The organism is Dietzia timorensis (assembly GCF_001659785.1).
GTDB lineage: Bacteria > Actinomycetota > Actinomycetes > Mycobacteriales > Mycobacteriaceae > Dietzia > Dietzia timorensis.
The window spans coordinates 3575330-3596942 of record NZ_CP015961.1; the positions used below are offsets into that span (position 1 = coordinate 3575330).

Annotated in this window: 15 protein-coding genes; 6 read left to right on the plus strand and 9 right to left on the minus strand. The window is 69.2% G+C overall.

The window, feature by feature from the left end; translation table 11 throughout:
* Positions 1–7: 7 nt before the first annotated feature.
* Both BJL86_RS16530 and BJL86_RS16535 read right to left on the minus strand, forming a co-directional pair.
* Positions 8–784, minus strand: a complete 777-nt coding sequence (locus BJL86_RS16530; RefSeq protein WP_067470895.1) for a sirohydrochlorin chelatase family protein — start codon at positions 782–784, stop codon at positions 8–10.
* On the minus strand, positions 781–1101 hold the full coding sequence (locus BJL86_RS16535) for an urease subunit gamma (RefSeq protein WP_067470897.1): 321 nt from the start codon (positions 1099–1101) through the stop codon (positions 781–783). Before BJL86_RS16535 ends, BJL86_RS16530 begins: the two co-directional genes overlap by 4 nt.
* 177 nt (positions 1102–1278) lie before the next feature.
* On the opposite strand from BJL86_RS16535, the gene BJL86_RS16540 reads away from it, so the two are divergent.
* A complete protein-coding gene (locus BJL86_RS16540) occupies positions 1279–2493 on the plus strand; it encodes a lipase family protein (RefSeq protein ID WP_067470899.1) in 1215 nt (404 codons plus the stop codon).
* 23 nt (positions 2494–2516) lie between these two features.
* Here the strand turns inward: BJL86_RS16540 and BJL86_RS16545 are convergent, their stop codons facing one another.
* Genes BJL86_RS16545 through BJL86_RS16560 form a run of 4 tightly spaced genes read right to left on the minus strand, consistent with a single transcriptional unit; the run spans position 2517 to position 5601 of the window.
* Positions 2517–2849, minus strand: coding sequence for a branched-chain amino acid transporter permease (locus tag BJL86_RS16545; RefSeq protein ID WP_067470901.1), 333 nt, complete (start codon positions 2847–2849; stop codon positions 2517–2519).
* A gap of 4 nt (positions 2850–2853) precedes the next feature.
* Positions 2854–3627: an AzlC family ABC transporter permease gene (locus BJL86_RS16550; RefSeq protein WP_067470903.1), complete on the minus strand. Its 774-nt coding sequence runs from the start codon at positions 3625–3627 to the stop codon at positions 2854–2856.
* A gap of 35 nt (positions 3628–3662) precedes the next feature.
* Positions 3663–4949 carry an MFS transporter gene (locus tag BJL86_RS16555; protein WP_083657662.1) on the minus strand — a complete coding sequence of 429 codons (1287 nt, stop codon included), beginning with the start codon at positions 4947–4949 and terminating at the stop codon, positions 3663–3665.
* Positions 4950–4998: 49 nt separating this feature from the next.
* Positions 4999–5601: a YqgE/AlgH family protein gene (locus tag BJL86_RS16560; RefSeq protein ID WP_067473499.1), complete on the minus strand. Its 603-nt coding sequence runs from the start codon at positions 5599–5601 to the stop codon at positions 4999–5001.
* A 211-nt stretch (positions 5602–5812) separates the two neighbouring features.
* On the opposite strand from BJL86_RS16560, the gene BJL86_RS16565 reads away from it, so the two are divergent.
* Positions 5813–8083: a DUF2339 domain-containing protein gene (locus BJL86_RS16565; protein WP_067473501.1), complete on the plus strand. Its 2271-nt coding sequence runs from the start codon at positions 5813–5815 to the stop codon at positions 8081–8083.
* A gap of 947 nt (positions 8084–9030) precedes the next feature.
* Here the strand turns inward: BJL86_RS16565 and BJL86_RS16575 are convergent.
* The 3 genes from BJL86_RS16575 to BJL86_RS16585 all read right to left on the minus strand — a co-directional run bounded on the left by BJL86_RS16575 (position 9031) and on the right by BJL86_RS16585 (position 13593).
* Positions 9031–10473: an MFS transporter gene (locus tag BJL86_RS16575; RefSeq protein WP_231887171.1), complete on the minus strand. Its 1443-nt coding sequence runs from the start codon at positions 10471–10473 to the stop codon at positions 9031–9033.
* Between the two features lie 248 nt (positions 10474–10721).
* On the minus strand, positions 10722–12071 hold the full coding sequence (locus tag BJL86_RS16580; protein WP_067473511.1) for a glycosyltransferase 87 family protein: 1350 nt from the start codon (positions 12069–12071) through the stop codon (positions 10722–10724).
* 25 nt (positions 12072–12096) lie between these two features.
* On the minus strand, positions 12097–13593 hold the full coding sequence (locus BJL86_RS16585; RefSeq protein ID WP_067473507.1) for a CCA tRNA nucleotidyltransferase: 1497 nt from the start codon (positions 13591–13593) through the stop codon (positions 12097–12099).
* Positions 13594–13719: 126 nt separating this feature from the next.
* Here BJL86_RS16585 and BJL86_RS17665 point away from each other — a divergent pair, with 126 nt between their 5' ends.
* The 4 genes from BJL86_RS17665 (at position 13720) to BJL86_RS16605 (ending at position 21594) form a co-directional block, all read left to right on the plus strand.
* A complete protein-coding gene (locus BJL86_RS17665) occupies positions 13720–15162 on the plus strand; it encodes an NUDIX hydrolase (RefSeq protein WP_083657663.1) in 1443 nt (480 codons plus the stop codon).
* A gap of 50 nt (positions 15163–15212) precedes the next feature.
* Positions 15213–17885: a hypothetical protein gene (locus BJL86_RS16595; RefSeq protein ID WP_156896137.1), complete on the plus strand. Its 2673-nt coding sequence runs from the start codon at positions 15213–15215 to the stop codon at positions 17883–17885.
* Positions 17886–19709 (plus strand): murein biosynthesis integral membrane protein MurJ, encoded by a 1824-nt coding sequence (gene murJ / locus BJL86_RS16600; protein ID WP_231887196.1) that lies wholly within the window; start codon positions 17886–17888, stop codon positions 19707–19709. It abuts the gene before it with no gap.
* Between the two features lie 202 nt (positions 19710–19911).
* Positions 19912–21594 carry a protein kinase family protein gene (locus tag BJL86_RS16605; RefSeq protein WP_067474445.1) on the plus strand — a complete coding sequence of 561 codons (1683 nt, stop codon included), beginning with the start codon at positions 19912–19914 and terminating at the stop codon, positions 21592–21594.
* The last annotated feature ends 19 nt before the right edge of the window (positions 21595–21613 follow it).

Consider the following 21613-nt stretch of genomic DNA (forward strand, 5'->3'; position numbering starts at 1 on the left):
AAGGGGCTCAGTGGGAGTGGGTGTAGATGGTGCCGTCGGCGTCGGTGTGGGAATGGGCGTAGCCGTGCCCGTCTTCGGCGTGCGAACCGGCGTGGATCCCGTCGTCCCCGTGGGAGAGGCGGTGTACCGCGGCGGCCACCCGGGTGGAGATGAGGCTGCGCAGCACGGCGGGCGAGCAGAGGTACTCCGCCGCCCCGGGTAGCGGCGCTCCGGTACCGAGCCCCGGCGCGGGGCCGAGATGTGCCGGGATGAGAGTCGGCCGCGGGGATCCGAGCAGGCGGCAACGTTCCAGGCCCGCCTCGAGCGCAGGGTCGGGTTCAGCGCCACCGTCGAAGGCGACCTCGACGAGTTCCGGTGTGCCGTATTGCCTGGCCAGCCGAGCGACGCGGAAGAGCTCGGCGTCGGCGAACGGATCGATCGACGGGCTCACGACGAGGGCCGCACCGGAGTGACCGTGACGCCGCATTGCCGCGCGCAGGTACGCGATGAGCTCGGCGGAACCCCCGAGCGGCTCGCTCAGCGCAATCGGAGATCCCGCCCCGGGCTCACGTTCGTCGCGGGCACGGATCGCCGCGAGCGTGCGCGCGCAGTCTGCCGTGAGTGTGGGTTCGCGGCCGAATCCCATCGGGACCACGACCAACGGATCGCAGGACATGGCGCCGGCACCTCCCGCGGCCAGGCCCGCCACCGCACGTTCGAGGTCCCTGCCCGGAGCGGCGACGGGGTAACCGAGGTCCGCAAGCCCGCGGGCTTCGGCGCCGACGGCGAGAATGACTCGGCTCAATGCTCCCCCTCCGTGACGGGCGCGACGGGATCGTGCACGGTCACGAGCTTCGTGCCATCGACGAACGTCGCCTCCACCTGGATCATCGGCACCCGCGCGGGCACCCCTTCCATCACCTCGGCGGTGCTCAGCACGTGCCGGCCGAGCTCCATACACTCGGCGACGCTCCGCCCGTCGCGGGCGTGCTCGACGATCTCCCACGAGATCAGCGCCGTCGCCTCGGGTACGTTGAGCCGCACCCCTCGGTCACGTCTGCGCCGCGCCACCTCGGCGGCAGTGAACAGCGTGAGTGTGTCCAGCTCACGTGGGGTAATCACTGGTGTCGCCCTCCTCCTGGGGGCCTGCGGACCGGTTCCGCGGCTCGCCCGACCGTTCTCCACTGTGGCAGCGTCGTGTTTCGCCGCCGTGGCTGAAGTGTTTCGGCCAGATCACGCGCCGAGGCTGATGGAGGAAAATATGACCCACGACACATTTGCCGGGGCTAGAATCTCTTTATGTTCCCCGCGAAGTCTCCCCGCCCCGCCTCCTTCATCACGCGCGTAGGCGCATCCATCACCGCAGTGTGCTTGGTGACGGCGGGCCTCGCCGCCCCTGCGACGGCGCAGGAACTCGAGCCCGTGTGGTCCGGACTCGACACGCGCGCCCTCGAGGGCGTCACTCTCGACAAGGGTCAGTCCGGCCCGGTCGTTCCGCTCGATCCGTCGATCTCCCTCGCCTCTGCCGGCGAGGCGCACCGCTCCTATTACGGCACCGTCGACTACAACGGCGCGCCCGCGCTGAGTTCGACGGCCGTGTTCCTTCCCCGCGGTGAGGCGCCCGCAGGAGGCTGGCCGGTCGTCGCGTGGGCGCACGGCACCACCGGGCTCGGCGACCAGTGCGCGCCGTCGACGCTGCCGCGCAGCGAACGCGACTCCGAGTACCTCAACCACATGCTCGACCAGGGATTCGCCATCGTGGCCTCGGACTATGCCGGGCTGGGAACGCCCGGACTGATGAGTTATCTGGGTGGCGAGGTCGCCGCGCACAACATCGTCGATTCGGTCGCCGCCGCCCGCGATTCCGGGCTCCCGCTGTCGCCGACATACGCGGTCGTCGGCCAATCCCAGGGCGCCGGCGCCGCGATGAACGCCGCGGCCCGCGCCGGTGGCCTGGGCGCCCCGTATGGCCTCGACTATCGCGGCGTCGTCGCGACGGGCACACCGGCGAACATCGAGGCCATCTTCCAGTGGGCGGCGCCGGACTTCCCGCCGATCGCGATTCCGCGCGGGCTCAACGTCTACTCCGTCTATATCCTGACGGCGCTGCGCGACGCCCACCCGGAGCTCGACATCGACTCGTTCCTCACCCCGGAGGGCATCGGCCTCCTCGATTCCGCCGAGGTCCAGTGCTACAACGAGCTGCAGGAGACGGTGGGGGATACGCAGGTCGCGCGGCTACTCACGCGGCCGCTTCGCGAGATCCCCAACTTCTACGGCATCCTGCGCGATTACATGGGCACGCCCGACCGCGGCTACGACCGCCCGGTATTCCTCGGTCAGGGGCTGCTGGACATCGACGTGCCGGCGCCGTTCGCGCTCTCGCTCGCCGCGCAGATGGCGCTCAACGCGCAGCCACCGGAGCTGCACGTGTACCCGACCGAAGACCACAGCTCGACGGTGATGGCCTCGATCCCGGATTCGTCGAGGTTCCTCGATCGCATCATGGCTTAGTGGACGGTCGGCCTAGCGGCCTGTCAGCCCAGCAGGGAGGCGAGGGCCACGTACACGGCCGTACCTGCGAAGATGCTCAGCACGCTCGAGCGGCGCCACAGGTGCAGGCCGATCACCACGGCCATTCCGGCCGCCGCGGGCACCCACGACGCCACCGCCGTCGAGGTGTCGCGCAGCGTGTAGATGACGAGCACGACCATCACCCCGGCGGGCATGTAGATGCCGAGGAATTGCACGATCCGCGAATGCTGCAGCCGCGACAGCGCGACAAACGGAGCCAGGCGCAGCAGGACCGTTATCAGGCCCATGACGGCGAGGCCCACGATCACATAGCCGGCGGAGATATGTTCGGGCATTGCGCTATTCGCCCTCCGACGTCATGGGTGAACTGTGGCTGCCGCCGCTACCGAGCAGCGGGCCGGAGCGGTAACCGGCGGCGAAGACCACGAGGAGCACCACGAGGTAGGCGGCCAGGCCGAGGACGAGCATCTGCTCGGGGGCGACGAGGAGCGCGCCCAGGCCACAAGCGGCCGCAGCCGCCGGCGGCCACCACGAGGCGTTGACACGAATTGCGTCGATCGCGAGAACGGTGAACAACGCGGTGAGCGCGAATTCGAAGCCCTGCACGGAGTCGGGGATGAATCCACCGGCGAGCGCGCCGACGATTCCGGGGAGCACCCAGAACAGTTGGCAGCACACGGCGACCGTCACCGCCCGGGTGCCCGAGACGGTTCCGCGCGGTTTCGTCGAGACGATCGCGTAGGTCTCGTCCGTCAGCGCATACACCGAATACGCCTTGGCCAGCCGGTTTCGGACGAGGTGCAGCGGGAAGGACAGCCCGTAGAAGATGTGGCGGAAGTTGACGAGCAGGCTTGCCGCGCCGAGGCTGGCGATGGGCGTGCCGGCGAGGAACAGACCGATGGCGAGGAACTCCATCGATCCGGCGTAGATGAGGATCGAGAATGCCGGAGTCCACCACCAGTCGAAGCCGGACTGCACCATGAGCACGCCGAACGCGAGGCCGAGCGGGAGCATCCCCACCGCGACCGGGAGGGCGTCGGCCACTCCCTTGCGGATTTCGGCGCGCGCCGATCCGGATGTCGCGGAGTGGGCCGGCGCGGCGTCGTCCGACATCGTCAACTCTCCTTATGTAGAGATTCGGGACGCCGCTACGTCCCGGCAGCCCCCAGCAATTCCGCGGAGTCCTCGCGGCGCTCGTCGCGCCGCGGCACCAACGGGATCGCCGCCATCCCAGCGAGCGTAGCGAGCGCGAACGCCCAGACAAATCCGTGCCCGGAAATCACCGCCGCGAACAGGGGAGTGGCCGCCGAGACCGCCAGGAACTGCATCGTATTCTGCACCCCCAACGCCCGCCCCGACCAGAACGGGCCGGCGAACTCGGCGACCGAGGTGAAGGCGAGTCCGTTGTCGGCGACGGCGATCACCGAGGCGATCACGGCGACGGCAATGGCGACCGAGTTCGGCACCCCGAGCGCCTCGGCGGCGGTGAGCGCGCCGAACGCCACCGCCGCGGACATCGCTACCCAGCGCAGCAGCCAGTTGCGGTGGGGGAGCCTGTCGGAGGCGCCGCCGACGACGATGCGCCCGATCCCGCCGAGTACCTGCGTGACCGTGACGACGGTACCTGCGGCCACCGCGTTCCAGCCTTCGCCGACGACGAGCCACACGAGAAGCCACGACTGCATGAGGGTTTGGGGAAGCACGAGCAGAACGCTGGTTGCGTGAATGCGCCACAGGTAGGGCACGCGGTAGGGCGAGGTGCCGAGCACGGCCGCGCTGCTCGAGGACTTATCGGGCCTCGGCGGATCCTTGACCACGAGCGCGCTGAGCACGGCCGACGCGGCGGCCAGCGCCATCGGGACGCCGAGCGCCGCGGACACCCCGTGGCCTCCGGCGATCCACGGCATCGTCATCGCCGCGACCGCGACGCCTGCGGGTTGGGACATCTGGCGGATTCCCATGGCGAGTCCGCGCCGCTGGGGCGGAAACCAGCCGACGACGACGCGCCCGGACGCCGAGTTCGCCGCCGCCGAGGCCGCGCCGCCCAAGGTGAACAGCACGCCGAGCCACACCAGGCCCGCCGTCTGGGTGCCGCCTGCCGCCGCAGTCCACATCGACGCGCCGATCGCCAGCGCGGTCAGCGCGGCCCCGGACGTGAGCGCGAGGCGCTCGCCCTTCGCGTCGACGAGGGAGCCCCAGGCCACGAGGGCGCACGCGACGCCGACGTTGGGCATCGCGACGAGGACCCCGGCCGCGGTGAGCGAAACCCCGGCGGCGTGAAGGTGGGGGATGAGAAACGCCACGCCCACGACGAACGCGCTGGTCGCGCTCGCGGCGAGCGTGGAAATCGCAAGCACCGCCCAGTGCCACGCCGTGACGTCGCGGCGCGGGCGCGCCCCGGGGGCCCGAGTGCGAGAGTCTCCGCCGTCATCCATGGGCCCGAGCGTACTCGCAGCTATCCCAACTTATGAATTTCTTCTCCCATTAGTTGAGATTCGGATCTGTGGGGTAGGTCGAGAACAGGCTCAGTGGCGCCTCTTGCCGGCGCATCACCTGCGCCCAGAGATCGCCGGCCTTATCGGTGATGACGTCGGACGGCAGGCCCATCGCGACGATCCAATCCCCGCGCGCGAGTTCCGCGGTGAGCTGCCCCGGTGCCCAGCTCGCGTAGCCCGCGAAAATGCGCACGCCCTCCACCGCATTAGACAGGGAATCGGGGTCGGCATCCAGGTCGACGACGTACACCCGTGATTCGACGTTGTGGACGTGCTCGTCGTCGCGGAGCGGCCGGCCGGGCTGGGCCACCGCAAGCGCTACGCCGGAGTCCCCGCTGAGCGGCCCGCCGCGGAAAAGCGCGTGCGGGGGAGCGAGGATCTGTCCCCAGTGCTCGAGGAGTTCGGCGACATTGGCGTCGAGCGGCTTGTTGAGCATGACCCCGAGCGTGCCTTCGATGCCGTGTTCGATGAGGTAGATGATGGTGCGCCCGAAGATCGGATCGTCCATCCCGGGAGAAGCGATGAGGAGCTCGCCGGGGCAGGGCTGTCGAGCGTCGCGCGCGCCGGACAGGTAGTTCTGCCGCTCGCTCATCCGTGTCTGCCTCCTTTGCACCGGCCGCCGGAAGCGGCGTGATTATGTGCATATTGTGCGGCCAGAACGGCGAGATGGCGCGGGATTCTGGCGGGTTGGCTTGCCCCGTACCCCCGTTCCGGGCGTCCGGCGGGGTCAACGATGCGCCGCCTGCCGCGCAGGTCACGCGACGAGGAGGAACATTTCGGCCCCGCGCGCGCATCGGTGGGTTATGACCACTACACGCGAAGATTCCCCGAAGCTAGGCTCGAACGTGCCGGATCTCGGCAAGGACATTCGCCAGCTGGCGGCGACCTTCGGGCAGTCCCAAGAGATCCTGAGCCGAATCGCCACGCGCGTCGACGCGCTCGGCGCGCCCTCCGCAGCGGAGAGGAAGCCCACCGCCTTGGCCGACAAGGCGACGGCCCGCCCAGCTGCTCCAGCGCCGGCGAAGAGCACGCCTCCGGCGGCAAGGCCGGCACCGCGGAACCCGTCGCCGGACAAGCCGGAAGCCGCCGGTCAGCCACAGACCAACTCCCGGCACGCCGACAGGACGACGTCGCCCTTCCAAACCGCTCACAATCGGGTGCGACAGGCGAATACGGGCCCGGCGTTCCGGAGTGCCCAGCATCCGCTGCCACCTGTTGATAAGCGGGTCGCCGAGCCCAAGCCTGAGCCATGGTGGACGAAGGAGGGCGCGGTCACCCGCGTGCTCGGAATCGTCGGCGGAGTCCTCACCGCCATCGGTATGGCGTTTTTCCTCGCCATCGTGTTCAATCTCGTCGGCCCGTTCGGGCAGCTCGGGATCGCCGTCCTCGTCGGAGCGGTCCTCGGCATCACCGGCTGGGTGTTGCAACGGCGCCACGAGCACAAGCGGGATCTGACCTCGCCTCGGCCGCAGGGTCACCTATTCGCCAGGCCATCGACACACATCGGCGCGCTGGCACTTCTCGGCACGTCGATCGCGGTATTCATGCTCATCCCGGTGGCCGCCTCGGCCGTATACGAGCTCCTCCCTCAGGCAATCGGCCTGTTCGTCGTGTTTCTCGTCGCCGCAGGTGGCCTAGGTCTCGCGCGGAAACTCACCTCCGCTGTCATTGCCGGAATCGGCGCATGTGGCGCGATGGTCTCGATGGTGATCGTCGGGCACTCCCTACTCACGCTCGCGGCCGTCGCCGTGATGTTCCTCGTGTCCGGTCTGGCCACCACGCACCTGGGTATCGTGCTTCGCGTCGTCCGCACCGTCGCCTATCTCGGTACGGTGACCGCGATCTTCGTACTGATATGGTTCGATGTCACCGATGGCGAGGAGCTCGATTTCGGTCTCGGCCCGGCGGGCTACATCGCCGTCCTCACCGCAGTCGCGGCAAGCGCCATGATCATCGGCGCCCGCGACATCGAACACGACCGCTCGTACGAACTCATCACCGGCGCGTGCGCACTGGCGCCGACGATCCCGGTCGCGCTCTTCTTTTTCGACCTCGAGGTCAACCCGAACCCGTTCTTCTTGCTGGTCCTGTCGGCTGTCTACATTCCCGCCGGAATCTTCCTCCAACTCCGCTCCTCGCGGCTGCAGTCCACAACCGTGACGTACGGCCGAGTGACGATGAGCCTCGGGGCGATGGCCCTCAATATCGGCCTGCTCTGGACGGCACGCGAACTCGACTGGCCGGCCGGGATCTCCTGCATCACTGTGTCGGTGTCCGCGGCGAGCGCGTTCGCCTGGCACCGGCACAACCGAACGATGCATAGCCTCGCCCAGGCGTGCATCATTGGCACCATCCCACTGGTCTGGACGATCCCCTTGATCCTCAACCCGGACTTGTGGATGCTCCCCGATGAGCCTTCCGACGTCCCCGGTCTGCCGCTGGCGCAGCTCTCGGTGACCACCGCGATGCTCCTCTTCGCGCTCCACGTACTCGCTCGAACCCTGCCGGCACTCTTCTCCACGCGCCCGGCGACCTCGACGCCGAACTGGGCGTGGGCGCTCCTTTCCCTCGCCTGGATCGCCTCGACGATCCTGTATGCAGGGCTCTACCTCACGGCAGGTTCGGGCAGCGATGTGTACTTCTACCTCGGACACCTGGTCGTCACCGTAGGATGCTTCGCCCTCGCCATCGTCTTGTTGTCGACGAAGAAGGCACTGCCCGGCGCCCGGGCCGTGGGTGCGCTCGTGTTCCTCGCCTCCCTGGCAAAGCTCTTCCTCGTCGACCTGGCGACGATGAGCGCGCTCGTGAGAATCCTGGTGTTCTGCCTGGTGGGCGGCATGCTGCTCGTGGCGGCGACGCGGCTTTCGAACCGTGCGGAGTCCAGGCCGGCGCCCGGCGGGACGGGGACATCAGAGACCGACGGACCCCGACAGCACGCCCAGTCCGGCGCCCAAGGACCCGGCGCCCAGGGAGCCCCCACCCACGGAACCCCCGCCCACGGAACCGACCCCAACGGATCCCACTCCCACGGACCCGCCACCGGCCGAACCGGCCCCCAGGGACCCAGCCGCTAGCGACCCGGCGGCGGCGCTTCCCGCGGCGCTACCGGCATCGACGCTGCCGCCCCCGGTCGAACCGAGGGCGGCGGCGTCGAGCGAGCCCACGGCCGCAGCCGAAGCCGCCTCGATGCCGCCTTGGATCGCCGAGAGCTCGGCACTGCCCGCCGGTGGTGCCGCGGGAACCGGGTCGGGACCGGCGAGGTGATCGGGATCCTCGCCCAGCGACTCCTCCACCGACGGCACTGGTTCGGGGACCGGCTCCGGCGCGGGTTCGGGCGCGGGTTCAGCCGCGGGAGCCTCACCGATCCCGCCCTGCACGGGCTCGGGGCACACCACATCGCACAGGTTCGGCAGCTCCGGTGGGGCCGGCAGCGGCGGGGGTTCGGGTAACGGCGGCAGTTCAACATCGAGTCCCTCGGCCGAGCCTCCCCCGAGCGCACCACCGATCGAGCCAAGCGCCAACGAACCGGCGGCAAGCGACCCCAGTCCGCCGGCCGAACCACCGCCCATCACGGACCCGCCGGCCACCGATCCTCCTCCCAGCGCCGCAGGACTCAGCGAACCGAGTCCGCCGAGCGCTCCGCCCGCGGCGGCCGAACCCGCCGCAGCCCCACCCACGTAGGGAACCGCCCACGTCCCCGCACCGTCGTCGGTGTAGGTCTCCTCGTACTCGGTGCCATGAGCGAGCACGACCCGGTCGGCGACGCCATCGCCATCGGAATCCCACATCGCATCGGACTCCGTTCCATCGCCTGTGAAATCGAGGGCCACGGCGTCGAGCGCCCCGGCACCGCCGAGGTCGAGGTTGGGCGGGGTGGTCCATTGCGTCGGCTCTACGAGGCCGTCTCCGAAGAAGTAATCCATGCCCATAGCTTGACCCACAGGCATGGATTACAGGGTGCGCTACATCCGGCTGTGGATTGCCACAGGCTCTATCCACACCTATGACGTCGGACGGCGCGCTAGTTCGTGGCCGCCTCGCGCACCCGCTCGTCCTCCACCGGTTCGCCGGCCGGCCGAACCCGAATCTCGGCGTCCGCGGGGGAGCGGGGGATCAGGGCCGTGCACACGGCGCCGATCACCGCGACGGTCGCGAACACGAAGAAGGCTGCGCCGGCACCGAAGTTGGCCCCGATGAGGAGCCCGCCGATGAGCGGGCCGAAGATGCCACCGAGCCGGCCGAAGCCCGCACACCACGCCACGCCGGCGGCGCGGGCAGAGGTGCCGAAGTAGTTCGACGTCAGACCGTAGGTGAGTACCTGGGTGCCGAGCACGCCGATGCCGGCGAAGCCGATGAGCAGGTAAACGAGCCATACCGGCATCGAGTTCGGCAGGAGGAACAGACACAGGGCGGCGATCAGGAACGTCGTGGTGATGATCTTATTCGCGCCAACCCTATCGGCGACCCAGGAGGCGACGAGGCCCCCGACTACCGCGCCGCCATTGAGCGCGAAAAGCGAGTACAGCGAGTTATCGGCGCTGGTGCCGTTTTCCTGCATGATCTGCGGGAGCCACGTGTTGAGACCGTAGGTCGACAACAGCCCGATGAAGCTCATGGTGCCGATGAGGATCGTGCCGGGCAGGTAGGCACGAGAGAAGAGCGCGGCGAAGCCGGTGCGCCTCAGCGCCTTGTTCTTGTCATCGGCGGTGGCGCCGGTAGTTTCGGCGGGAGTCGCCGCGTCGACGGCGAGGAATTGTTCGGCCGGGAAATCGTGTGCGGCGCACAGGCGCTCGGCGTCGGCGAGGCGTCCGCGGGCTACGAGCCAACGGGGGGATTCCGGGAGCGCGTAGAAGGCGAGCGGTAGCAGGATCACCACGGGCAGCGCGCCGATGGCGAACAGCCCGCGCCAGCCGATCGCGTCCTCGAGGGCGACCGCGAGGACGGAGGCGAGCACGCCACCGGCCGGGACGCCGGAGTAGACGATGGCGTTGAACAGGTTGCGCCGGTTCTGCGGGGCGAATTCGGCGATGATCGCGCCGCCGGTCGCGACGATCATGCCGACACCGAGGCCGGTGACGAAGCGCAGCACACCGAACGCGGTGATCGAGCCAGCCAACGCGGTGAGTCCCATCCCGACGGAGAACCAGGCGATGGCGGTGAGCATCACCTTGCGCCGGCCGAGGCGGTCGCCGACGGCACCGGCCGAAAGCGCGCCGATCATCACCCCGACCATCGTGTACGAACCGAGGGAGCCCGCCACGGCCGGACTGAGCGCTCCGATTGCGCCCTCGTCCGCGATGAGGGTCGGCAGGACTGCGCCGTAGATGACGAGGTCGTAGCCGTCGAACAAGATGGCGCCGCCGACGATCGCGAGGATCGCGTAGACGGCGCGGCGGTGGCGCGGCGATTGCCAGACATCGCGGTCACCACCGACGGATGTGGGCAGGGTGTGCGGCGTAGTCACGGGAGGCTCCTTCGAGCTGTCGGTTCACGCCCTCTGATCGAGAGCTGTGTCACATTAAAGCCGTGACCTGCGAAAATTAACCCAGACAAAGCCCTAAGGAATGCCACGACCGCGCCGTCCGCGCAGTGAACACTCGTCTGCCCCGGCACGCGGCTCGGAGACGCACCTCCACACGATCTACCTGTGCCTACGCGCAGTGAACCCCGTGCGCCCGGACTCGTCCGAACGCGGGTCGGGCACGCCGGGGATCATCCGTTCGCGGGCGAAACTTTTCCGGCCGGTTCCGCGGATTGGGGTACCCGCGCCCACCACGCGAGCAGCACGAGGTAGGCCAGCGCCCACAGGACGAACGCGTTTCCGACGATGTGGTCGAGCACGCTCCAGTTCTGCTCGGCCCCGTCGTTGTGCGGCACGAGCCAGTACGGGGTGGCGTAGAAGATCAGCGCGCCCGCGACCGCGAGGATGCGCGCGTAGCGCACGAGCGGGGCCGGAAGGGGAGCGGCGTCCGACGTCAGACGCGGCAATGCGATGCGCAGGACGACGATCGCGAACGGCACGATCCACACCCAGTGGTGCCCCCACGTGACAGGCGAGGCGAACAGCGACACCAGCGCCACCGCGAGCGCCGCGTCCGCGGGGCGGCCCGCTCGACTCAGGGCCCAGGCAAGGATTCCGATGACGGCGATCGACGCGATCGACAGGGCGACCCAGATCGCGGAGGCCGTGGTTCCCTCGCCGACGAGCCGCTGCAGCAGGCCGTTGAAGCCCTGGTTCGTGGCGAAGGAGGGGGCGCCGATTCGCTCGGAGGACAGCAGCGTCGTCGTCCAGTATTCGACCGAGGCGCCTGGCAGCACGGCGAAGCCGATACCGGTACTCGCGGCGAATCCGGCGGTCATTGCCGCGGCTCCGCGGAAGTCGCGCCGCGCGAGGTAGTACAGCCCGAACACGAGCGGGGTGAGCTTGACCGCCGACACGAGACCGACGAGCAGCGGGCCCCACAGCGAGGCGCGCGCGGGATTGCCGCCGCCATCGGTTCGGCCGCTCGGACGCCACGGCGCCGTTCCGGCGAGCAGCCCTGCGAGGATACCCACCATGAGCAGGATGTTGATCTGCCCGAACAGCAGCGTCTCGCGTACCGGCCCGATCCACAAACCGAGCGCGAGTAGGGGAAGCGTGAGTCCGATCGCCGTGCGGGCAGAGATGTTCCACGTGAAACGCGCAACGAGGACGAGGCAATAGCCGAGGCCGGCGATCGATGCGAGGGTCATCAGCGTCGAGCCGACGCCGAGCGGGACGAACGTGAACAGCGTGAATATCAGCGCCGCTATCGGCGGATACGTAAACGGCAGGTGGTCGCCCTGCGCCAGTGCCGGGAGGATCGCGAAGATGTCGCCGCCGTCGAGAACGACTTGCCCGCCGGTGCGGTAGACGTCGAAATCGATGCGGTAGGGCGGATGGTCCTGCAGTCCCGGGAACCCGAGGACGTGGATGGCGGCGCTCACCGCGAGCGCGATGAGCCAGACGATCCCCCACGACCGCCGGGAGACGAGCGCGGCGACGGCGCCGGAGAGCTGCGCACGCCGCGCCGGGGAGGTCACGTGCCATCCGCGCGCGAGACCCACGTCAGTTCCCGCCCTGCTGGTTCTCCCACCACGCCTTGAGCTCGGCCCTGGCCTCGTCCGGGTCCAGTGGGCCGCGGTCGAGCCGGAGCTCCTTGAGGTACTTCCACGCCTTGCCCACGACCGGGCCCGGCGGCACGCCGAGGATCTCCATGATGTCGTTGCCGTCGAGATCGGGGCGCACGCGCGCGAGATCCTCTGCCTCGGCGATCTCGGCGATGCGCTGTTCGAGGGAATCGTAATTACGCTGCAGCCGGTTCGCGCGACGCTTGTTGCGGGTGGTGCAGTCGGCGCGGACGAGCTTGTGCAGGCGCGGCAGCAGGTCGCCGGCGTCGTTGACGTAGCGCCGCACCGCCGAATCCGTCCACGCACCGTCGCCGTAGCCGTGGAAGCGCAGGTGCAGGAAGATCAGGCCCGAGACGTCCTCGATCATCGCCTTCGGATACTTGAGTGCCCGCATCCGCTTACGAGCCATCTTCGCGCCGACGACCTCGTGATGGTGGAAGGTGACCCCGCCGCCGGGCTTGGGCGCGCGCGTATCGGGCTTGCCGATGTCGTGCAGCAGCGCCGCCCAACGAAGCACGAGATCCGGGCCTTCGTCCTCGAGGTCGATCGCCTGCTGCAGCACCGTGAGCGAATGCCAGTACACGTCTTTGTGCTGCATGTGTTCGTCGCGTTCGAGCTGCATACCGGGGATTTCGGGCATCACCCGCTCGGCCAGGCCCGTCTCGACGAGGACGTTGATCCCGGCGACGGGATCCGCGCCGAGCATGAGCTTGTCGAGCTCGGTGCGAACGCGCTCGACCGTGATTCGGTCGATCTGCTCGGCCATCTCCCTCATCGATTCGCGCACCCGCGGGGCGAGGTCGAAGCGGAGCTGCGAGACGAATCTCGCCGCGCGCAGCATCCGCAGCGGATCGTCGCCGAAAGACACTTCCGGTGACGACGGGGTGTCGATGATCTTCTCGGCGAGAGCGTCCATCCCGCCGATGGGATCGCAAAACTCCGTGCCACCGCCTGGCAGGAGGCGCACCGCCATCGCGTTGACGGTGAAATCCCGGCGGACGAGATCGCCCTCGAGCGTGTCGCCGAAGGTTACGGTCGGGTTCCGGGTGACCCCGTCGTACGAATCCGCGCGGTACGTCGTGATCTCGACCTGCCATTCGGGCTGCGGCTGCGCGTCGTCATCCAGCGACGGGGCGGCGGACCGGGGGACCGGGATGGCTGCGGAGATGGTGCCGAACTCGATTCCGGTGTCCCACACGGCGCGGGCACGGCGGGTAAGGATCCGGCGAACGGTCTCCGGGCGCGCATCGGTGGAGAAATCCATGTCCGACACCCGCGCACCGAGAAGCGCGTCGCGCACGCTACCGCCCACGAGGTACAGCTCGTGCCCGCTCGCCGCGAAATCGTCGGCGAGCGGCGTGAGCAGCGGGGCCAACGCGTTGAGTCGGCCCTGCGCCGCGGCGAGAAGCTCCAGTTGCTGGCCCGGGGAAGTCACGGCGAAAACTTTACCGCGAATTGCTCGCGGCCCGAATCCGTCCCCGCCGCGGGAGGGAACCGGACAGGGGCCGCGCACGAGCCGACGATTCCCTAGTTGGCGGGGGTTGTCGGATACCATTGGCAAGTGAACGATTTTGAACGTCAAACGGCGAGCGCGAGTTCGCGCCCAGGCCGACGACGTTCCCGGCGCGCGGCCGGACCTGCGGGAAACCACGGTTCGAACGCCGCGCAGCCCCCGGCCGGCGGACAGCGCGCCCACGCGCACGGCTCCGCCGGGTCGCCCGGAAAGGGCGACAACGGGACAGGTGGTGCATCACCGAAGGGCGGCCCCGCCCAGGGCAATGCCGACCCAGGACACGGGCCGGCGGAAGGCCGCTCCCGGCGACGGCGTCGGCGCGGCCGAGGCCGAGGCTCCGGGGCACGCGCCCAGGCGGGCGCGGCAGGCAACAGCACCACCATTGGCGACGGGACGTCGAAGGCAGGCGCGGGCGGCGACGGCTCCGCCGAGCAGCAAGGACAACAAGGACAACAACGCAAGAACACCCGCGGCGGCTCTCGCTCGGGTGGCCGGACGCGCGGCCAGGGTGCGAAGGGGCAAGGCTCAAAGGGCCAAGGTCACAAGCCCGGGCAGAAGTCGGGTCAGAAGCAAGGCCAGCGCCACGGCGGACGCGGCGCCCAGCAGCGCGGGCAGGGCGCGCGGGGTGGCACTCGTAAATCCACTGCGCGGGGACCGCACGCCTCGCTGCGAACGGTCCGCGAGACGTCCGCGGGCGGGATGGTCGTACGCGGACTCGCCGAGCTCGCCGAAGCGTACGCGGAGAAGGGTGCCGGTCTCGACCTAGCGAGCGTCGACGCCCTCGAGGTCGCGTTGATCGGCCGCCTCGACCGGCGTGGGCGTATGTTGTGGTCGATGCCCAAGGGACACGTCGAGGGCAGCGAAACCTACGCGCAGACCGCGCGGCGCGAGGTGCTCGAGGAGACGGGCCTCAACGGCACGATTCTCGCCGAGCTCGGCAGCATCGACTACTGGTTCGTCGCCGATGGCAAACGCATCCACAAGACCGTCCACCACCACATCATCCGGTACGACGACGGTGACTTGTGCGATGAGGACCCGGAAATCACCGAAGTGGCATGGGTGGCTTTTAAGCTGTTGCCCATGCGGCTTGCCTACACCGACGAGCGCCGACTGATGGACACGGCCCGCGACCTCCTTCCGGAGCTCGCGGCCGCCGAGGTGGCCGGGCGAAATCCCGAGCCACGGCCAGCCGACGTTGTCGATCCGAACAGAAGATCCGCGACTCGCGAAGAGAACCCGGCACGTTCGGCGTCGGCAAGCGGCAACAAGCCCGGACAGGGCGGCGGCAACGACCACGGAGCGGGCTCGGACAGGGCGCGCGGTGGTGGCGAAGGGCGCAAACGCTCGCGCCGCCGCAGGGGTCGAGGCGGCCGCGGCCGCGGTGGTCAGCAGGCTGCGCACGGTCAGAATCAGCAGGGCCAGCGTTCCCGCGGATCCCACGGCGGCCGGTCGGGCCGCGGCGACAACCCTCGGGGCAGCGGACAGTGATCCGGCGGGGCGCGAGAGTCGGCGCCGGTGTGGCGTGTACTGCCGCCCTGTTGTTGACACCCGTCGCCGGGATCACTGCGGCCCAGTCGATAGTCGGCGCCCCGTCAGCGGCCGCCGCGCCCACGGCGGCACCGGGAGCGCCCGAACCGCAGACGGCGGCGGCTCTCGATCTCGTCCCGAATCCGGCGCCCGCGCACGCGCGCGTGTCGATCGACGAGATCACCCCGCAGGTCGCCGACGGCGCGCCCGGTTCCGACGCGATCAACGGCATCCCGCTGGTCACGGTCCGCGGGACGGTGACCAACGCGTCCGACGAAGAGATTTCCGACCTCACGCTTCGGCTGCAGCGCGGCCCCGGGACCTCGCAGCCGTCGCAGGTGCGCACCGCGTTGTCGGCGCCCGAGCAGGACTTCGAGACGGCCGGCCCCTTCGAGCCGCTCGCGGACACCCTCGCGCCGGGCGCGGAGGTGCCGTTCGAGGTGAAGATGCCGCTCGCCGATGCGAACGACGGACCATCGCTGCGGATCGATCAGCCGGGCGTGTACCCGCTGCTCGTCAACGTCAACGGCACCCCGGCGGGCGGCGATGCCGCGCGGCTCGACGATGCCCGCGTGCTGCTCCCGGTGATGCCGTCCGCGCTCCAACTGCTACCCGGCGCCGACGGATCCGAGCTCTCCTCCCGCGCGGAGACGAGCCCCGCCAGCGACGTCACCGTGGTGTATCCGATCGCCGCCGCACCCACGCGCCGCGCGATCAGCCCCGGCCTCGACGGACCCGCACCGACAGTGCATCTGACCGACGACTCTCTGCTCACCTCTCTCGGCGACGGCGGCCGGCTCAACGGACTGCTCGACGCCCTCGAGAATGCCGAGCAATCCGACGAAGAACTCTCCACCGCGGTGTGCCTCGCCATCGACCCCGAACTGCTGCGAACCGCGGCGGACATCGCCGCCGGCTACGAGGTCATCGTCGACGGGCCGGAAGAGGCCCAGCGGATCTCCGATGCGGCGCCGAAGGCCTCCGCATGGCTCGACCGTCTCCGGGATCTCGCCGCAGACCATTGCACGGTCCCGTTGCCGCCGAACCAGGCCGATCTCGACGCGGTCGCCGCGACGCAATCCGACGCGCTCGCCTCGGCCGTCGGCGACGGCCCCGCGAACGAGCTCACCCGTGTGCTCGGAGTCGAGTCGACCACGGATGCGGTGATTCCCACCTCGGGCACCATCACCCAGCAGACCGTCGACCAGATCCCGGCGCTTCGCGACTCACCATTGGTCGTCGCGTCGTCCGCCGTCAGCACTCCCGATTCGGCAATCCCGACATCCGGTGTCCACCGGCTCGAATCCGGTCAGCACGCGCTCGCCTACGACCCCTACCTGGCCTCTTCGCTGGCCGCGACGGGAGCCATCGCCGAGAATCCGCGGTATTCCAGCGCGAACCAGCGCTACTGGCTCGAGTCCGATTCCCCGGCCGCCCGCCTGCAATCGGCCCGCGCCTCGCTACTCGCCCCGGTGCTCGCGAACATGTCCGAGGCCGCAACGACCGAGGCCGACCCCACCTCGGACACAGCCGACGAAGCAGGCGAGGACTCCGGAGAGCCGCGCAAGCTCCTCGTTATGCCTCCGGCCGTGTGGACGCTGGATGACGCCGGAGTGCAGTCTCTCCTCGACACCGTGTCCGGTCAGATCGAGGCGGGGAATATGCGGCCGCTCTCGCTCGGCGACGCGCTCGCCCAGGCGCCCGATGACGATCCGGTCCGCCTCGACTCCACGCGCCAGGGGCTTCCGATCACCCCGGACACGCTCGGCCGCGAGCCGGCCCGCGAGGAGGACGCAGAAGGTCCGGCGTCCGGCGCATCGGACCCGGGCGAGGTCGAACGCTTTCTCCCGACCGACGCGAGCGGGCAGCCGATCGCCGATTCCGATCCCGGCGCCATCGACATCGACACGATCTCCCGGGTGCGCGACGCCATGGTCCGCGTGTCCACGCTGCGACACGTCGTCGACACCTCGGATCCGACCGCGAACACCGCCCCGGCGTTCATCGACCCGCTGCGCTCCGAGGCGCTGCGCACGCTGTCCACGACCGCCCGCCGCGCAGGGGGCGACGGCTCCATCGAATCCAATGGCTTCGATGCCGACGATCCACTCGCCGGTCCCGACACCGGCCGCACCGCCCGACAGGCCAGCGCGGACTCGCTCGACCGCCTCGAGAACGCACTGGACAATGCCTTCGAGTCGATTTCGCTCATCCCGCCGGGCGCGGTCTACACGATGGCCTCGCCGAACTCACCGCTCCTGCTCGTCGCCCGCAATGGCATGCCCTTTCCTGTGCGCGTCGCCGTGCAGATCGACACCCCGCCGGGCATCACCGTCGAGAACCAGGGCATCATCTCCGTGCCGGCCTCGGGTTCGCGGACGATGCAGCTGCCCACCGATTCCGATCAGTCTGGAACGCGCGCCGGCATCACCATGCAGCTAGTATCTCCGGACGGTGTTGCGCTCTCCGAGCCCATCGACATCGAGGTGCAAACTGGGGGTTCCCGTTTGGCGTGGCTGTTCATGTTCGTCGCCGGCATCGCCGCGGCAGTGCTCATGTTCCGCCGCTTCCTCACGGTGCGCCGCGCGAAAGCAGATGGAACGTGGGAAGATCCCAGCACCGGCTATACATCCGAGCCTGACGGCGGACGTGCCGAACCAAGCCATGGCGAAGGGAGCAAATAGGTGAACGATTCGCCACGCAGACCCGACTTCGGCATGCGCGGGCGGCGCCGGGAGCCCGGTAGTTCCGTGATTCGGGCGGCCACCGCGCCGCCACCGGTCTCGGAGGGCGCCTTCGGCGACCTGCAGATCGTCCAGTCGCAGTATCTTGCGGACGCCGAGCCGGGGCCACTCGCCCAGGGCGAAACCCGCAGCGCGGAGGACGCCGCCCACGGCAGCTCGCGGAGCCTGCTGCGCGCCACCGGTTCGATGGCGATCGCGAACCTCGTCTCCCGCATCACCGGCTTCGTCCGGATGAGCCTCATCCTGTGGACCCTCGGCGGCGCCGTCGCCTCGGCGTTCAACACGGCGAACCAGTTGCCGAACATGGTCACCGAGCTCGTCCTCGGTTCCGTGCTCACGGGCATGTTCATGCCCCTGCTCTCGCGCGCATCCAGGGAGGATGACGACGGAGGTCTGGGGTTCGTCAGACGTCTGATCACCGTCACCGCCACAGGCGCATTCGTCATCACGCTCATCGCCGTCGCCGCGGCCCCGTGGCTCACCGACATCAACCTCTCGGACGGCAAGGTCAACACCTCCCTCGCCACCGCGTTCGCGTTCCTGCTGCTCCCGCAGATCTTCTTCTACGCCGTGTTCTCGGTGTTGCTCGCCGTCCTCAACAAGAACGAGGTATTCCGCCCAGGTGCCTGGGCGCCGGTGTGGAACAACCTCATCGGCATCGCGACGCTCTTCGCCTATGTTCTGTTCGCCAAGGACATCGACCCGAAGGCGCCGGTCAACATCCTCGATCCGGCCATCCTCCTTCTCGGGATCGGCACCACGCTCGGCGTCGTCGTACAGGCCGTCGTGCTGCTGTGGCCGCTCCACAAGCTCGGCATCAATCTGCGCCCGCAGTGGGGCATCGACAACCGCCTGAGGGAGTTCGCGCCGAGCGCGTTCGCGGGGTTCACCTACGTGCTCATCAGCCAGGTCGGGCTCGTCGTGACCAACCGCATCGGTTCGGCCGCCGACGAGAGTGCCATCGCGATCTACCAGTCCAACTGGCTGCTGCTCCAGGTGCCCTACGGCATTCTCGGCGTCACCCTCCTCACGGCGATCAATCCGCGCCTCGCCGACAACGGCACCGCTGGCCGTAACAAGGAGGTCGTCGCGGACATCTCGCTCGGCACCCGCCTCTCGGTCGCCGGACTACTGCCCATCATCGCTCTCATGACCGCGTTCGGTCCCGTCATAGCCTCCGGCCTGTTCGCCTACCAGAACTTCTCTCCCGAGGAAGCGAACATCCTCGGCAACACGATGTCGGCCTCGGCGTTCACGCTCATCCCGTACGCCATCGTGCTACTCCAGCAGCGCGTGTTCTACGCGCGGGAAAGCTACTGGACTCCGACGATCATCATCACCGTCGTCACCGCGGTCCGCGTCGGCTGCGCCTACCTTGCGCCGCATGTCGCGACGTCCTCGCAGGACGTGGTCATGCTGCTCGCGCTGTCCAATGGGCTGGGCTTCCTCGCGGGCGCGGTCATGGGCTACATCCTTCTCAAGCGGAGCCTCGGCCCACTCAGCGGGGGAGAGGTGCTCAAATCCTCCGGATGGGTCCTGTTCGCCTCCGTCATCGGCTGTGCCGTGGCGCTCGCCGCCGACTGGATTCTCCACCTGCATCTGCTCGTCGGCGCAATCGGTTCGTTCGGTGACATCATCCGGATGGCGATCCTCACCCCGATTGCGCTCGTGGTCATCGTCGCGGTGCTCACGCGCTCGAACCTGCCCGAGCTGGCGCCCCTCACGAATCGGATTTCGGCGCTGCTGTCCCGCAACCGCGGATAGCCGCGCGGGCGGGGCGAGGATGCCGCCTACCTGCGCCCCATCCGGCGACACGACCCGGCCTGCCGGGTTGCGCGTTGCGCGGCCGCATCACTGGGTATCCTGGTGTAGTTCGTACTGCTCGCCGACTGGGCGGAGGTCGGAAGGGTTCATGCCTTTCGGCGAGCTCGCGAGTACACCTCGAATCGGTACCTGGAGCGGCTAAGTGAGCACTGAAGAAGGCAACGTCAACGGCGGAAGCGAAAACTCCGCCTCGCCGCGCCTCGCCCCCGGCGGCGCGGTCGCCGGTGGCCGCTATCGCCTCGTCGCGCCCCACGGCGGCGGCAATGGTCTTCGCTACTGGCAGGCCCGCGACCAGCGCCTGGGCCGAGAGGTCGCGCTCGTCTTCGTCGACCCCGCTCCGAGCGACTCCGCCGAGGGCGGAAAGAAGACCACCGCCAAGGTTCTCGACGCCACGCTCGCGTTGTCGAAGCTGTGGGCGCCCGGCGTCGCCGGCGTGCTCGATGTCATCCGCGGGAAGGTCGGCGGCATCATCGTCGCCGAGTGGACCCCGGGCAAGTCCTTCGCCGCCGCGGCCGCCGAGAAGCGCCTCGCCTCCGGCGCCGCCGAGGCCCTCCGTCCGCTGGCCGATTCCGCGTCCCGCGCCCATGCCGAGCAGCGCGACGTCGGGCTGGTCTCCCCGGATCAGCTCCGCGTGACCGACGACGGCCTGGCCATCCTCGCCTTCCCCGGCGTCACTCCGGCAGCGTCCAGGGAGGACGACGTCAAGGGTCTCGGGGCGGTCCTCTACGCGGCGCAGACCGGAAAGTGGCCGCTCGACCTGCCGTCCGGGTCCGACGATGTCGACGTCACCGATTCCCGTCTGCCGGAAGCCGAGCGGGATTCGGACGGCACGCCGGTCGATCCGCAGAAGTCCGGCGCACCGGTGGACCAGGCCACGCTCGCGATGCGTACGCTCGACGGATCGTCTGTGTCCTCGGCGTCCACCGTTCTATCGCTTCTTGACGGCGCAGGTCCCTCCTCCGCGCCGGCCTCGGCCCGCACCTCTCCTACCCGTTCGGACTACGCGGATGCCGAGTCGCTCAGCGAGGGCGACGGTCCCTGGGATTCCGAACGCGAGGAGCTGTCTCCGGCCGAACAGCGCGTCCGCGATCAGCGCCGGTGGGTCATCATGGCCGGGGCGGGCGCGGTGGGCGTGCTCGTCATCATCGTCCTGCTCATCACGATGATGGGCGGCTTCGGCGGCCGCGACGACGATGTGCCGCTGTCCGCTCAGCTCGACGCGATGCAGGAGGAGCAGCGAGCCTCGCGAGAGGCGGCCCAGCAATCAGCCGAATCCGGCGAGGACGACTCGTCGGGCTCCGAAACCTCCGCCTCGCCCACGTCCAGCGCCCCCGCCGAGGAGGGCGAGGAACTCGCGGTGTCAGACGCGACGACGTGGCAGCCGTCCACCTCCGCGGGTAACGCGGAGAACTCGGCTCTCGCCGTCAACGTCACCGACGGGTCCGCGGACACCACGTGGCGCACCGACACCTACGAGAACCAGTTCGGCAACGGGCCGACGGCCTTCAAGCCCGGACTCGGCCTGCTGCTGTCGCTCGAGGAGGCTGCGCGGCTCACCGAGGTCACCGTCTCGTCGCCGGATCGGGGAGTCGAGTTCGAGGTCCGCACAGCGGGCACCGCGTCTCCGACGTCATTGGACGATACGACTCTGGTGGGTGAGGGCACCGTTTCCGGTGGCGAGGAGTCGGTGGCCATCGATCCGGACGACATGGACGAAGATGCGCAGTACGTGATCATCTGGATCACGAAGCTCAGCGGTTCGGATGCCGCCGGATATTCCGCACAGATCGGCGAGGTCGAGCTCGCGGGGCTTCCCGAGGACTAACGGTCCTCCGGCGGTCGCC

Bases quoted from the DNA above. Each gene is read 5' to 3' on its own strand.
- BJL86_RS16540 (WP_067470899.1), top strand. From the start codon at position 1,279: ATGTTCCCCGCGAAGTCTCCCCGCCCCGCCTCCTTCATCACGCGCGTA.
- BJL86_RS16545 (WP_067470901.1), bottom strand. From the start codon at position 2,849: ATGCCCGAACATATCTCCGCCGGCTATGTGATCGTGGGCCTCGCCGTC.
- BJL86_RS16550 (WP_067470903.1), bottom strand. From the start codon at position 3,627: ATGTCGGACGACGCCGCGCCGGCCCACTCCGCGACATCCGGATCGGCG.
- BJL86_RS16555 (WP_083657662.1), bottom strand. From the start codon at position 4,949: ATGGATGACGGCGGAGACTCTCGCACTCGGGCCCCCGGGGCGCGCCCG.
- BJL86_RS16560 (WP_067473499.1), bottom strand. From the start codon at position 5,601: ATGAGCGAGCGGCAGAACTACCTGTCCGGCGCGCGCGACGCTCGACAG.
- BJL86_RS16565 (WP_067473501.1), top strand. From the start codon at position 5,813: ATGACCACTACACGCGAAGATTCCCCGAAGCTAGGCTCGAACGTGCCG.